The 14,383-nt window shown below is 35.0% G+C and carries 19 protein-coding genes; all 19 read right to left on the bottom strand.

Annotated features, from left to right (window positions below; translation table 11 throughout):
* Positions 1-62 precede the first annotated feature (62 nt).
* A complete protein-coding gene (locus tag B8869_RS00810) occupies positions 63-611 on the bottom strand; it encodes a DUF2815 family protein (RefSeq protein ID WP_001933545.1) in 549 nt (182 codons plus the stop codon).
* 1 nt (position 612) lies between these two features.
* Positions 613-1,752, bottom strand: a complete 1,140-nt coding sequence (locus B8869_RS00805) for a DUF2800 domain-containing protein (protein WP_084229878.1) — start codon at positions 1,750-1,752, stop codon at positions 613-615.
* The gene (locus B8869_RS00800; RefSeq protein WP_234989702.1) at positions 1,745-2,083 is read right to left on the bottom strand and encodes a hypothetical protein; all 339 of its coding nucleotides are present in this window, start codon (positions 2,081-2,083) and stop codon (positions 1,745-1,747) included. Before B8869_RS00800 ends, B8869_RS00805 begins: the two co-directional genes overlap by 8 nt.
* Complete coding sequence (locus B8869_RS00795) at positions 2,083-2,271, bottom strand: hypothetical protein (protein ID WP_084229877.1); 189 nt, start codon at positions 2,269-2,271, stop codon at positions 2,083-2,085. Before B8869_RS00795 ends, B8869_RS00800 begins: the two co-directional genes overlap by 1 nt.
* 148 nt (positions 2,272-2,419) lie before the next feature.
* Positions 2,420-3,244, bottom strand: a complete 825-nt coding sequence (locus tag B8869_RS00790) for an N-acetylmuramoyl-L-alanine amidase (protein ID WP_084229876.1) — start codon at positions 3,242-3,244, stop codon at positions 2,420-2,422.
* Positions 3,245-3,646: a phage holin family protein gene (locus tag B8869_RS00785; protein WP_049690784.1), complete on the bottom strand. Its 402-nt coding sequence runs from the start codon at positions 3,644-3,646 to the stop codon at positions 3,245-3,247.
* 1 nt (position 3,647) lies between these two features.
* Complete coding sequence (locus B8869_RS00780) at positions 3,648-5,039, bottom strand: hypothetical protein (RefSeq protein ID WP_084229875.1); 1,392 nt, start codon at positions 5,037-5,039, stop codon at positions 3,648-3,650.
* Positions 5,026-6,897, bottom strand: coding sequence for a hypothetical protein (locus B8869_RS00775; RefSeq protein WP_084229874.1), 1,872 nt, complete (start codon positions 6,895-6,897; stop codon positions 5,026-5,028). Before B8869_RS00775 ends, B8869_RS00780 begins: the two co-directional genes overlap by 14 nt.
* Positions 6,897-7,259 (bottom strand): hypothetical protein, encoded by a 363-nt coding sequence (locus B8869_RS00770; RefSeq protein ID WP_008901317.1) that lies wholly within the window; start codon positions 7,257-7,259, stop codon positions 6,897-6,899. The genes B8869_RS00775 and B8869_RS00770 overlap by 1 nt, the downstream gene beginning before the upstream one ends.
* Positions 7,259-10,324, bottom strand: a complete 3,066-nt coding sequence (locus B8869_RS00765) for a phage tail tape measure protein (RefSeq protein ID WP_084229873.1) — start codon at positions 10,322-10,324, stop codon at positions 7,259-7,261. The genes B8869_RS00770 and B8869_RS00765 overlap by 1 nt, the downstream gene beginning before the upstream one ends.
* 62 nt (positions 10,325-10,386) lie before the next feature.
* A complete protein-coding gene (locus B8869_RS00760; protein ID WP_084229872.1) occupies positions 10,387-10,713 on the bottom strand; it encodes a hypothetical protein in 327 nt (108 codons plus the stop codon).
* Between the two features lie 38 nt (positions 10,714-10,751).
* Positions 10,752-10,916 carry a hypothetical protein gene (locus B8869_RS11660; protein ID WP_002834868.1) on the bottom strand — a complete coding sequence of 55 codons (165 nt, stop codon included), beginning with the start codon at positions 10,914-10,916 and terminating at the stop codon, positions 10,752-10,754.
* Positions 10,917-10,933: 17 nt separating this feature from the next.
* Positions 10,934-11,290: a hypothetical protein gene (locus tag B8869_RS00755; RefSeq protein ID WP_084229871.1), complete on the bottom strand. Its 357-nt coding sequence runs from the start codon at positions 11,288-11,290 to the stop codon at positions 10,934-10,936.
* 2 nt (positions 11,291-11,292) lie between these two features.
* Positions 11,293-11,889, bottom strand: coding sequence for a major tail protein (locus B8869_RS00750; protein ID WP_008901312.1), 597 nt, complete (start codon positions 11,887-11,889; stop codon positions 11,293-11,295).
* On the bottom strand, positions 11,882-12,208 hold the full coding sequence (locus B8869_RS00745; protein WP_084229870.1) for a hypothetical protein: 327 nt from the start codon (positions 12,206-12,208) through the stop codon (positions 11,882-11,884). The genes B8869_RS00750 and B8869_RS00745 overlap by 8 nt, the downstream gene beginning before the upstream one ends.
* A complete protein-coding gene (locus B8869_RS00740; RefSeq protein WP_084229869.1) occupies positions 12,201-12,581 on the bottom strand; it encodes an HK97 gp10 family phage protein in 381 nt (126 codons plus the stop codon). The genes B8869_RS00745 and B8869_RS00740 overlap by 8 nt, the downstream gene beginning before the upstream one ends.
* The gene (locus B8869_RS00735; RefSeq protein ID WP_084229868.1) at positions 12,578-12,910 is read right to left on the bottom strand and encodes a phage head closure protein; all 333 of its coding nucleotides are present in this window, start codon (positions 12,908-12,910) and stop codon (positions 12,578-12,580) included. Before B8869_RS00735 ends, B8869_RS00740 begins: the two co-directional genes overlap by 4 nt.
* Positions 12,910-13,182 carry a head-tail connector protein gene (locus B8869_RS00730; RefSeq protein WP_084229867.1) on the bottom strand — a complete coding sequence of 91 codons (273 nt, stop codon included), beginning with the start codon at positions 13,180-13,182 and terminating at the stop codon, positions 12,910-12,912. Before B8869_RS00730 ends, B8869_RS00735 begins: the two co-directional genes overlap by 1 nt.
* 10 nt (positions 13,183-13,192) lie before the next feature.
* Entirely contained in the window at positions 13,193-14,383 is a 1,191-nt protein-coding gene (locus B8869_RS00725) for a phage major capsid protein (RefSeq protein ID WP_084229866.1), read from the bottom strand.

The following is a 14,383-nucleotide window of genomic DNA, read 5'->3' as shown; positions in this document are numbered from 1 at the left end:
TCCAAAAGCCATGTGCCGATGAAAATAGCGATAAACCAATCAATTAATGTCATAATGACCTCCTATGCCAAGAAGTCATCATCTTCAAGGCTTGTAAAATCATCAGCAGCATTACTTCTTCCACCAAGTGGCTCACCATCTCTAATCTTTTGAATGTTTCCAAGACCGCAGGCGATACCTTTATTTCCATTTGAATTAAAGGCATAAAAGCTAATTGATACACGAGCATAACAGCCTGAATATACTTCGCTTCTATCAAGAATAGGTTTTACAGCTTTATCTACAATTTGAGGTGCTGTCACGCTATTTGCGTTGATGAAATAATGACCTTTATATGCCTCATCATCACGCTCAATATCTCCATCACGAAGAGGTAATTTAATAGCGGCCTTGTTTGGTTTCTTTCCACCAAACTTACCAATTCCTTCTTCGATTGCAGCATCAATCGCCTTTTCAATTGCCGTAATTGTTTCTTTATCATCCTTTGGAATAAGAAGAGATACACTATACTTCTCAGGTCCTCCATTAATTGACTTTGGCTCCCAGCCATTAAAATATGAAAGTCTTGTGTCTTTTCCTGTGATTACCTTTGTTCTACTAATATTTGCCATTTTAATTTTCCTCCGTTATTTCATTAAATTCGTTTTTAGCATTTGTTACATTTACTTTCTGACGCTTATCTGAGTTTGGTACAAGTGTCAGTTTTCCAGGTGGTTTGATAATGAGGTCACCTAGAATATCCTCAAATTTCTTCTTTCCCATTAGTTTTTGCATTTCAGTAAGTGTAATAAGACTGGTTTTAAAGATATCGGTATATCCGTTTTCTTTTGATTTTTCGATTACAGAATCCTCATCCTTATACTTTCTTACAGACCTACCCTCTACAACCTTAAAGCCTTCCCAGTCTTTACCATGATTGACCGCCATATCTGTTGCATAAGCTAAGACGCTATTTGCCCATGATGTTAAGTCGGGAATAACCACTAGGATTTCTTCAACTTCAGCATCTGTTAATAGTGGTGGTAGTTTAAACTCATCCTTTGCAAGTTTCAGCTTTTCTTCCGCTCTTGCTCTACACCTAACTGCGGCCTTACAGAATTTGCACCAATCACCGGAGCAATATTCTCCCTCACCCTTTATAGCCAAATCTGCCCTAGGTTTTAGGACTTCCTCTGCCCACTTCTTTAGTTCGCTTGCAGAAATCGTCCAAGTAGAAACATTCTCTCTTCGTGGCTGAAAGATTGACATACTGACTTCCTTTATGTCATATAGGCTCTCATAAATTGCCAGTGCTCCAAGTGCATAGCATTTCATTTGTGAATTGTCATATGCATCTACTAAAACTCCCTGTCCATACTTAAAGTCAATAATGGAAAGCGTATCATCTGAAACGATCATGCAGTCGGCAGTTCCAAATCCATCTGGAACATACTCTGAAAAATCCACTTTCTGTTCAATCAAAATAGCCGGATCCTTACATTTCTGCTTGGCTATTTCTAACTGCTCCAAAACAAAATCCACATAGGCATCAGTACATTCTTGCATTTCGTCTGAGTCATAATCGGATACAGGTCGTTTACTTCGCATCTTCAATGCCTTTTTCAGCTTATGTTCACAAAAAGCATGTGCTGCCGTTCCTTCCTCGGCTGCTGCTGAACTGGTATTTTCAAACTCCAGCTCAAGCACAGCACTTGGTGTACAGTTAAGCCATCTATGGGAACTTGATGGAGATAAAATTGCATGTTTAGTCAATTTTGATTTCCTCCGCTTCCTTTAGTAGCTGACTATAATTTTCCTTTGGTACATCAGATAACTTCGTTCCGCCAAACTTTACAATCAGTTCTTTAACCTCTACAGTTTTCCCATGTTGACTTAGTTTTGCAAGCACTGCCCTTACATCTTCAAGGTTAAGTTTTTTTGCCTCCGGCAAAGCATTTACTTGCTGTGTCTCGATTACTTTCGCATCCGCCTGAATAATAGAAGTGTCTTTATAGGTAATTGCAATTGACTCTACTACATCAGCCAATGACCTCAGTAATTTTGACGCATCCATCATTAAGTCATATTTTTGTTTCGTATTCACTATCTCTCACCTCCTTCATTTTGAATGGAAATCTCATCGATCCTATTGCTTGGAATAAAAACCATAATGTCTGATTTCTTTCCAAGAAAGAATCTGATAAATCTTTCCCTTAGCTTAATGGTCTTGCAATTTGCATATCCATCTGCTTTTGGTTCTTTTGAAACACTGATTAGAAGTTTATGTTTCATTTTTCTACCTCCGTTTCTGAAGGACTTTTCTTTTGCCCTTCTATTAGGTAGCCTTGGGAGAAGGTAAAATCTGACGGTATTTATAAAAAATTTCAAAAAAATAATGCCTACCCTAGATTTCTCTAAAGTAGGCATTGTTTGTCATTAGTTATAAGAGTTCATTTACTCGTCTTTGTACTGCGTTATAGTCATATCCAGCTCTTTCAAGTCTATTTTTTCGATCCTGTCCATTTCCCCAATTTCCTGCAATTACCTCTCTTGCTAAGGTATCAACACTCTTTGATGGAGCACTTGCTACCGGATAAAGAGATCTACCATTTGCATCATAGACAGCATATCCTGGATTTGCATTGACACACTTTTTAGCATTTTCTAAATTCTTAAATGCTCCTTTCTGGCTTTTTACATCAGACCAGGATTTTCTAACTCTATATAGTCCACCTGTTGGTTTGCTAACAGTCTTATTGCATCTTAGTCTTTTATTTACTTCATTTGCTATATATGGAAACTTGCTGCCAAGATATGGACCAGGACAGTTAGTACTTTTATACCATTCGTGTTTTTGAAGAACACCATCCTTACCTCCAGTATAGGTACAAGGATAGATTCCATTTCTTCTACAGATGTCTGTTACTAAATCAATTAGTCTATTTAAAACGTAATCAGAAACTAACCACTGAGGTCCTCTCGTAGAGTTCCCTACTTCAATTGTTACTGCTCTATTATCACACCAGGAAGATGAGGTTGTCCAGGCTCTGTTAGATTCATCAACCCCTAAAACAATTACTCCATCGGATCCTAAGTTATAGTTAGCTGATGCTCGTCTTGACCTTGGCACAAATACTCCAGCAAGATTTCTACCATTTATAACTCCAGCTGCATGGTGGATAGCTATTTTAGTAATCTTTTGATTCCTTCTTCCACTATGGTTAGGTGAGAGAATTGTTGCTTGTACTAATGGACTGTTGCTCATTTATTTTTCCTCCTTGAATTGTTTTAAAATCGCCTTTAGTTTTTCTGGTACTGGCAAGCCTAAAGCTACAGAGTTTTCTAAGATAGAAAGTCCCTCATTTGCTATATAAAAAAAGATGATGGCTGTTCTTATCATTGTTCCATCACCTTTAATTAAATTTACATCACATAGGTTTGCTATTCCTACAACTATAAAAATCATAATCTTTTTAGCTATCCCTTTAAATCCTATGGATGAGGATAGTTTTCTTTCCACTCCTGCTCTTAAAACACCTGTCAAATAGTCAGCTATTACAAAAGCAAGTAGTGTGTAGATAAAAGCATCTACACTTCCAAGATAAAATCCCAACCATCCTCCAATGGCTGTAAAGCATACTTTTAATATTTCTAAAAACTTATTCATTTTATTCCTCCTCTGTTAGTGTGTAAGTTATTTTCATTGTCTTATCTGCCGTTTTTAATATTGGGCTTGAAAGGTTATTAATTGTTCCAAGATATTGCGTTTGAAGGAATAGAAGTTTATAAAGAGTATAATTTCCATAGCCTGCATCGGTATCGTAACCAATCATAAATGGACCAATATTAATTAAAGGTGTAGTTAAAAACTTCATATCAACATTAGCTGTATAAATAACATTGTCATTTTTATCAATTAAAAACTGTCTGGTTGCTACATAATCTCCATATTTGTAAAAATACTGATTTGTATATTCTCCTCTTAGAATATCAACTTCATTTTCAAGATTAATCAATGTAATGTCCACTGGATTATTAATATTTATTTTATAAACACCATTTTTTTTGTAATTTAAACAATACAAATATTTACCTCTAACCACACTTCCTATCGTCCTGTAATGGCTTTCATTTTCAGAACTTGGATATCTACCTATACTTTGCAGTTGTACATTTTCTAACACCCACTTATCTTCTGTAAATGAAAAATCTTCCTTCTTAATCTTTATTGTATATATTTCAGCATTTCCCCTGCTGTTCGTTTCCCCTTCCGTTGAAAATCCATACCAATATCCATCTTCCCCATCATGGAAGGAACAGTTAATGCTATATCTACTTGGGAAAAATTTTTCAGGTTTAATATAATTTACTTCAACATCTTGTGTAGGCATACCTAAAATCGTATCATTAAGTCCTATATTGAAAAATGACTCTTTAATTTTAGCTATTTGAATTTGTCTATCGGGCATAGGCCAAATAGAATAAAAACTTTGGTCTTTTAAGTTTACTTCAACAAGACCTGCATAATAAGATAGAACAGCTTTGTCCGTTTTTGTACTAACCTTGTTTAACATAAGAATTCCAGATTCTCTGTCATAAGAGTTCCCATAAAAGCTTTTGCCTCCTCTATAATGAGTTAAAGCTAAGGATGAAATCCTTCCATTTCCTTGTGAAGTTGAAAAGTCCCATACAAATTTATATCCTCTATCTATTGGTTTGGATTCCGTCAAGTTCGCAGATCCTCTTTTGGAATTGTCAGTATCATTAACATCATTTGATGCATAACCAATAATTGGATTGTCTGAAGGTGCAATTATTTTATTTGGATCCTCCTCCAAGGGATTTTCAAATAATAATATTCCACCATAACATTTATTAGCTATGGGAAATATTTCATCTTTAAACTGAACTGTTCCATTATCTAATGGATACATAAGACCCGATGGATTCAGTCTTAATAAATCTGGGACTGCATTAGTTATTAAGTTTTCATCTTCATATATCTCTTTCTTATTTGTCCTCACATCAGTTAGTTCAATAACTGATTTACCTTTTAGCATTTCCTTCCTCCTTATCTTTAAATTCTGTAGTAATTTCTTCCTTATATTTTCCAAGCATTAATCCTTGATATTTGAATCTTCCTACCTTTTCATTAAATATAATCGGTGTTGGTATTTGTCTTTCTACTTTGTAGTCTGCTTTAAGTTTCCTAAGCAAGAATGAATGACTAAGTTCTATTCTCTTCCAAGACTCATCAATCTTAAGCTTTCCATCCCAAGCCTCTGTAGAACCTAGAGATTGACCAGATATAGCTGCGATAGCATTATCTTTTCCAATCATTGCTTGACCAGACTCAAGCCTAATTAATACCGAGAAGTTGTTCATCGTCTTTTCCTGAAGTTTAGTTAACGGATAAAAAAGATTTAAAATATGGTCACCACTTAAGTAGGTTTCTTTTGGAATATGATGTTCTATTTTCGTATCATTAAAAACATAAGTAACAACTAGCCTTGTTGGTATTTCTATATTTTCAATGAAATCAAGTTCTTCTACTTCTTCTTTTTCTTCAAACTTTGGAGGATCATAGGATTTTCCATCATTATTTAAAACCTCTACTTGTTTCTTAACCTTTCTTGATATCTTTCTAGTTTTTTCTTCAGTATCACAGATGATATTTAACAAGATAGATGCATTAAAAATTGCCTCCGTTTCTTTATTGGAGGCAAATTCTATACGAATTATCGGCGTGTCTGTTGTGGAAAGATTAAAAGCAGAGTAATTTGAGTAAGCATGAACTACTAACTTTTCAGATTCAATTTGATTTAACAGTCCTACTATATTCTTATCATTCTTACTCTTAGCTTTAGATAAATAGGGATTTTTTCCTACACCAAGAATTCTATGCTTGCTATTTATTTTATATTCTATGTCAGTGATAAGTCCTTCAATCTTTTCTTCTTCATAAGAAATAGCTATTCTGTCTCCTACATCAAGACTTGGGTCTCCTATTGTTACCATATCAAAAGGTGTGTGATGAATTTTGCAAATTTCAGTAAGAAGTGCCTCACACATCCTTTTTCTTTTTTCTGGAAGTCCTAACTGCATCAGTGGATTTATCCCAAGATTCATAGTTAGTCCATCATCATTTTCTAAAGAGTAATATTCAGCTATTTTAGTCTTGGCATTTGTTGAGTTGATGGCTGTATATCTTGTCTTAAAATCTGATATTGATGAAGAAAATCTTTCTCTTGTTTTAATTTCAGTTGATATGCTTTCTGCATACTTCTTTAAAACCAACTTACCATCACGAGAAACCCCAGCAAAAGCACCAAGAGTCGATGCTATATAGTGAATAAAGTCCCTGTAGGTTTCTATATCATGGTCTTGATAAATTGCTAAAACTTCCTCACCATTTACAAAAGTTCTTACCTCATCTTCTGTCATACCTAATTCTACCTTACACTTCTCACATGAAAGACTTAGTAGTTCAAAGGCTGTGCCAAAGGTATCTGTAACTGGGAAGTTCTTATCAAACCTAAGCATATAATCATAGCCTTTTAATTCTAAAATCTTCTTAGACCTATTTGCCTCAGTAACATCAAATATTCCCATTGGTATAGTTTCTATCTTTTTATTTTCTAGTTCTTGATTATAAAAAAGTTCTAGCTTTGAATCCTCTAGAGAATACCTATCTATATTTGAAAAAAGGCTAATTCCAAACTCTCCAGCATAAACTGTCCCTATTTCAAGTTCAGAAGATCCAGAGCATGAACGATGAATGTATCCAGACCCTTTAAGAATATCTTTATTGGTAAATGGAATGATTGTTTCATCTTTTAAGATGATATTTCCCGTCCAGTAAAATTTACGAGAATTCTTTTTGATTGCTTTTTTATATTCATTGCTTATTGGATACATCAATACTCCTCCAATGAAAAAGATACTTCCCACAATCCCTTATAAGAAGTATCTTTTATTAATTTGACTTGAAACTTGTCTATATACATTTGTGTCTCTTTAAGTTCCAATGTTTCTGTATCTAAGAATTTAACTTTAAGGTTAGACTTGTTAGTAAGACTACTCAATCTCTTTACAAGCTTAGGACTACAAGAAAAACTTACAGAAATACTCGCTACTTTATTTCTAACAATATCCCTCTGAATTGTACCTGCCTCTGTTTCTCCTCCAGTATCTGCCTCAATATCTCTAAACTCCAAATCATAAGAATTTGGTAGTGGTAGGTCTACTCCTTCAATAATTAAATATGATTGATATTTCATTACCTTCCTCCACTTCTTAAATTCTTACGCATAGATGCATTAACAATAACTTCATCAAGGAGTGTGCCTCCAAGATAAACTGGGATAACTATATCTCCAGTATTTTCTGATTTTAAATTAATGTTTGCAAGTGCATCGGATATTTGTCTTCCTATATCAATTCCATTTATAGCTGATTCTTTATCATGTCCACCTATGCCAACAGCTGATATATTTGGGCTTAAAACCAAATCACTTGCGACATTTTTCATTGAAGATTGTACTAATCTTCTGCTCTTTTCTATCCCCTTAGATAGACCTTCCATGAAGTCTGGCATCCAAGATTCATAGTCGGTAAGTGGGCCAACATCTGGAACAGAGAAGTGCAGGTAGGACCTAATAGTTGATGCTACATTAGAAACAGCAGATGTCACATTGCTAATTGCACTTCTAATCCCTCTAGCAATTCCGTTAATCATATCAGCTCCCCATGTATAGGCTTGTGATGCCAAATTCTTAATGTGATTAACTGCATTATTAAATCCATTTCTAATAGTGGACTGAATATTTGACATGGTCGATGAAATGCTTGATCTCATAGAATTAAAGGCAGACGATACGGCTGACTTCGCAGTATTTACTGCAGAGGAAATAGTCGACTTTATGGAGTTCCAAGCAGATGAAACTAAGGACTTAATGTTATTCATTGTTGATGAGATAAAGGTCTTTATCCCATTCCAGATTGATTCAAGGACTGTCTTAATAGAAGTCAAGATAGTCTCAATTGTTGTTTTTATGTTTGTCCAGGATGTAGAAATAAATTCTCCAATAGCAGTAATGACTGTTGTTAAAAATTCTTTTAGTCCATTCCAAATAGTCTCTACTTTTACTTTGATTGCATCAAGAACTGTTGAAATTAAAGTCTTAATACCTTCCCAAGTAGTTCTGATAAACTCACCAACTGCTGTAAATATTTCTGTAGTTGTAGTTGAAATAGCTGTCCATATATTGGTAAAAGTAGTTTGAATTCCCGTCCAGAGGCTTGTAAAGAATTCTCCTAAACTTTGCCATAAACTCTTGGCTCCCTCGATAAAGGTATTCCAAGATTCAGTTAGAAAAGTTGTTATAGATGTCCAGATAGTATTCCAGCCTTCAGAAAGTCCATTCCATAGATTGGCGAAGAAGTCCTTGATGCCGTTCCAAGTATTCTTCACTCTTTCAATAAATCCAGTCCAAAATTCTGATAGAAAACTTGTGATTTCAGTCCAGGTACTTGTCCATGAATCAGATATCCCCTGCCATAAGTTTACGAAGAATTCTTTTATTCCATTCCAAATGGCAACAGTTGATTCCTTAATAGTTTCCCATATGGAGATGACCCCTTCTCTAAACCAGTCGCACTTCTTCCATAAAAGAACAAGACCAGCTATTACTGCACCAATAGCAATAGGAACAATACCTATGGCTGATACTACTGCAGTGATTGCTGGTATAAGTGTACCTGTAAAGATTCCAACTATCTTAGTTATTCCTCCTACTATTAGAGGACCTTTAGTCATAATAGTTCCTATTGACCAGATAAGTTTTCCTACAATCATTAGTACAGGACCAAGAGCAGCTATGAAAAGACCGATACCTGCAATAATGCCTTTTACTGGACCTGGAAGTGCATTAAGTCCATTTACCAGTTTTGTTAATATATCTACTGCTTTTCTAACAGCAGGCATTAAAAGTTCTCCAAAGGATATGGCTAATTCTTCTAAGGCAGATTGTAGGATTTTTAATTGACCAGCTAGGTTATCCTGCATAGTAGCAGCCATTTTTTCTGCTGTTCCATCTGCGTTATATATGGCATCACTTAAACTGTTATAGTCTTTTTCACTGGCATTTATAATTGCCAGCATTCCAGACATGGCATTTTTACCAAATATCATGGATGCTGCTTGTGCTTTTTGAGTTCCATCTAAATTAGCAAAGGCTACCCTAAAGGTGCTTAGAGTCTCATCAAGTGAAAGTCCCTGCACATCTTCAATAGATAAGCCTAACATAGACATTCCGTTAATAACTTCTTTAGTTGGTGATGCGAGTCTTGTTAGTCCAGACCTTAAAGCTGTCCCTGCTTGTGAACCCTTTATTCCTGCGTTAGCCATTAAACCTATAGCCACTGCTGTATCTTCAACTGAATATCCAAGTGTCCCAGCAATAGGTGCAGCATATTTGAAGGTTTCACCCATTAATGAAACATTGGTATTGGCATTAGATGATGCAGCAGCAAGAACATCAGCAAAGTGAGAAGAATCTTCTGCTTTTAAACCAAAGGCTGTAAGGGCATCTGTTACGATATCTGAAGTAGTAGCTAAGTCCTCACCACTAGCTGCAGCAAGGTTCATGACTCCTTCAATACCACTAATCATATCTTTACTTTTCCAACCAGCCATAGCCATGTAGTTCATAGCCTCTGCCGCTTCAGATGCTGAGAACTTGGTCTTGGCTCCCATTTCACGGGCCTTTTCCCTTAGGGCATCAAAGTCGGACCCTGTTGCACCAGATACTGCTTTTACCTTTGACATACCAGAATCAAAATCTGATGCAGTCTTTACAGCCGCTGCCCCAAGACCTGCTACTGCAAGAGATACTGGCATCATTTTTCTTCCTACATTTTCTATATTTTGCCCTGTGTTTTGCCATTTTTCTCCAGTAATAGCTATGTTTTGCAGAGTTTGATTAGTGGTTGCCCCTTGCCTTTCTAAAGATTTAAGAGCTTGTTCTGTTTCAATAATCTCTCGTTTAAGGGCATCATATTGCTCTTGGGAAATCTTACCTTCTGCAAGAGCCTGTTCAGCTTGTTTTTGTGCCTCTTTTAATGATGTTAGCTTATTCTTTGTCTCTTCTAATGTCTGTCCTAATAGTTTATGCTTTTGTGAGATGAGTTCAGTGTTGCCAGGATCAAGTTTAAGAAGTTTGTTGACATCACGAAGTTCTGATTGGGTATGTTTTATCTCCGTATTAACTTGTTTTAGTGCGGTCTGTAATTTGGTAGTATCCCCACCAATCTCAACAGTTATCCCTTTTATTCTATTTGCCAATATCTCACCTCCTTAATTTTGAGCATCAAAAAAGCACCTACCCTTTTGATAGATGCTAAAAATTAATATTCACTGTAAATATCATCGTCAGTGTAAAACCAAAATTCTAATTCATCATTAATTGCCTTAATAATATCTGCTTGATTTATTTTGTCTTTTTTGTTTTTTCTTCCGCCAATAATAAAAAAGATATTTCCCTCATCAAAGTTTACTTCTTTTTTTTCAATTGAAGAATCTATAGCCAGTAATGTTGAATCTTTTTGATTGTAATATATTCTTACCGTGTCGGGAGACTTATTATATTTTCTAACAGCCTCTTCTCTGTCACTTTTTGGAATTTCGTTGATATTGATTTTTGGACTTCGACCTTTGTTTTTCTTTTTACCCACAGTATCACCTCTGTTACAGTAATTATACCATAAGTAGATTAAAATTTATCAAAGTCTTCTTGTGTGGCTACTTCCTTGTATTTATATTCATCGTTATTCTTTTCTGTGAACATATCATTTACAAGTCCAATTGTTAATAGGGATAAATCAGAAACAGAAAGACCAAGCTCCACTGCCCTTAATAGGAATAAGGGTGTAGTCATTGGTCTTTCTGTTGGTCTTACTTTTTTTTAGGAACTTCTTCCGATTTTATATTAAGCCCCCATAATTCAATTAGCTGTGGCAGAATTTGGTAAATTGAAAAGGTTGAGAAATTATCCAACCATTCTTCTGGACTATCTGGCACAGTTTTGTCTCCATGCTTGGCCATTACATAGGCTATATTTTCAAATAGTTCTAATGAACCTATGTCAAGATTAGATTTATCTTCATCATTTTTCTTCATGGACTTTTCTAGTTCCATTAAGTCTTTAAAGATATCCCTTCCAAATTTAAGCCTATAGATTCTTGGGATAGCTGCTGATGCACGGAAAACAACATCTTGTCCATCAATTTGAATTTTCTTTGTTAGTGCCATATTTATTTACCTCCAACACTTGCTCTTGAAGGTGTTACTGTAGTTTCTGTTGGCATATAGACTGACTTATACCAACCATCGTAAGTTTCCTTCGTAGTTTCTTCACCTGTTCTAGCCTTTACATTTCCATTTGGAAGTGGTCTTGCTTGGATAGATAAGGTTTCTGGTTGAACTTCTCTTGATTCTTCATTAGTTTCTCCTTCGAGAGTAGGTCTTGCTGCTGAACAGTTATACATGACGTGACGGATTTTCTTTTGGTCTCCATCAAACTCAAATAACAGTGCAAAGTTTGCAGTTTCAGAGTTTGAAGACTCAATTAGAACTTTATTGGAGTCTGATTTTTCCATCAAAACATCAGTCCTAAAGGATTCTGGAATAAGAGCGATTTCTAAATCTCCATCATATCCCATATTGTTTGAAATAGTGTAGTATTCAATTCCATCTGCATAAAAACTTTCAGGCTCTCCATTTGGATCTAATGAAATTGAAACAGCACCAGGCATTGGAACTGGTGTCTTATATTTAATAACGCCCTCTTCGGTTTTATCAAAAAGAGCGTAATGTACATTACAAATATTAAATTTAACTTTATTAGCCATTTTTTACCTCCATAGTAAATTCATAGAGAACCTCATAGAATCTCTCTGATTCAATCCAAACTTCAGATTTTTCATAATAGATTTTTTCCCTATCAAGTATCTCTTCTATTTTTTCTTCTAATTTTAAATCTTTCTTATCCGTGTAAAGTTCTAAGTCTATTTGGGTGTTTTTATAGAAAACTACTCCATCTGCACCAAAGTGTTTATTCTTTGGAAATAGATAAACCAAAAATGGTGGTTCTGGACTTTCTCCTTCAGCAAAGTGCGAGTATGCAAATGAAAGTCCTATATCTTCAATTATTTTTAATAGCCTATCCATCTTGTAATTTCCTCATTATATTTTCTTCCAATTCTTTGATTCCTTTCTCCTCAGCTGGTCCAATATGAGGCTTAGCAGATACTCTTCCTCCTTGTCTTAGAACATGGCCTTTCTCAAGTAGATGAGCCAGCTGGTATCTATTTCTTGAGTGAACTACAAGTTCTATTGAGTTCGAAGTTTCTTTCATAGTTTTTACAGACCAAGATTTAGAATATTTCTTTGTTTCTCCTACAGGTGCATTTTCTTGTATGTCTTTTCTAATATTGCTACCAGCTTTTTTTACTTCCTTTTTGACTTCATCCGTAGCCATATCAGAATATTCTTCTAAGCCTTTCATTATTTCACTGGCGAGGTTTTCAATTTTTACATTCATCTACTCACCTTCCTACATCTAAACTTTATAAGTCTATTTTCATAGTTCATAAAGTCAATTGAGATGATATTGTACTTTTCATCCTCAAATAAAATTCTGTACTCTGAAGTATTAATATTCTTCAGCCTATTTTGAAATCTTACAGTAAAAGAAATGTCTGACCTGTCTACTTCCATCCCAAGAAAAACTTCTTCTCCTTTACCTTGAAAAGATATATAGGCTGAAGTTTCTAGATAATCTGTCCATACTGATTTATGGTTACCTATCTCATCAACTTCCACAGCTTTATTTTGAAAGGTTATTTTTCTATTTAAATCCGATATCTTCATTAGAATTCAGCCTTTCTCATTCCAAATAATAAAGCCCTTAGAGTTAAGTTTAATTCAGCATAATCTGCCTCTTCTCTATGCTCATAAAGATAAGCGATCATATAGAGGACGGCTATCTTTCCATTTGGATTTTTAGAAAGTTCTTCTTCACTATCAACCCTGGCTACATCCATGGAGTGCTTTATTGATGATTGGATGAGAGAATTAATCATCTCATCCTCATCATCAAAATCCACCCTTAAATATGATTTTGCCTCCTCAAGAGTAATCATAATCTACTCCTTAGGCAGTAGCACCAATTTTTAAAAGTTTAACTGCTTCTCTTAAAACTAAAATTCCATCTACTCTTTCTTTACCTAAGAAACCAACCATGCCATTACCAGCAAATAGTTCCTTTAAGTCTTGGAAAGATCTATTTCCCCTATCTCCAATCTTGTAATATGAAAAATCGCCAAAGGCTACTGCAAGTTTTCCTTTATCAGCTTTTGGTGCAAAGGCAGATGTATAAGCAGGATATCCTAAAAGTCTATCTGGTTCTCCATCTTTAAGAGATGGTTGCCAAATATATGCACCATTAACATCTTTAAGCTTTCTAATCTGAGCAACTGTTGCATCATTTAAAATGAAAGCTGCTTTCTTTCTATAAGGTCTGTCTAATGAGTAAACTAAATCAATTAGTTCATCCGCATTAATTGTTTGAGCCTTTGTTGTCACACCAAGTTCTCCACCCTTTTTAGAGTCAAAAATTCCTGTAGGCTTATTTACTCCATCGCCATTTAAGAAAGCGTCCTCTTCAGCATTTGCTAGTGCTCTAGTAAATTCTTCAGTGATGTATTTTTCTAAATTAAAGGCTGCATCATAGAGAAGTTCTTCAGTTACTTTAATACCAACATGAAGTTTGTGTGCATCAAGAGATACTTGGTCGAATGTACCATCTCCAAAGGTAAGTTGACCACCTTCTTCTACCCATAGAGCAGCAGGCTTTGTAGCTGCGATATTAATTTTATGAAGTCCAGAAGTTTGAACTTTAGTAGCTAGTTTTCTTACAATATTTTCATCTTCAAGACCATTTACAATATCTACTTCCATTTCTTCTGGAACTAAATATCCACCACTTTCATCTGTACCTACTTTTAATTCATTTGAAATATCTCTAAAGTTAGTTCTTAGTGCTTTCATCATAGATTTCTTATAGACATTTCTTGCTCTCATTGGCTTTTCTTCTTCATTAAAAGTAGCAGGTTCATTTGTTAGTGCTTGAGTAGTAGGTTTTTCTAAGGATTTATCCATTTCTTCTTCCCTCTTCTTTCTTTCAATTTCACGAGTATAATTCTCGATAGTTCTCTCCATCTCTTCATATGTCTTAAAGTCTTCATCAGACATTAGACCCTTTTCATCTTTCTTAGATTCAGCAAATGCCTTTGCCTCATCCCAAGCTTTAGTTCTCTTTTCCATTAGATCTTTTAAGTTCAT

The organism is Peptoniphilus asaccharolyticus DSM 20463, assembly GCF_900176115.1.
Lineage (GTDB): Bacteria > Bacillota > Clostridia > Tissierellales > Peptoniphilaceae > Peptoniphilus > Peptoniphilus asaccharolyticus.
Note: the sequence above shows the minus strand (reverse complement) of the source record. Positions and strands in the feature narration are given on the sequence as shown.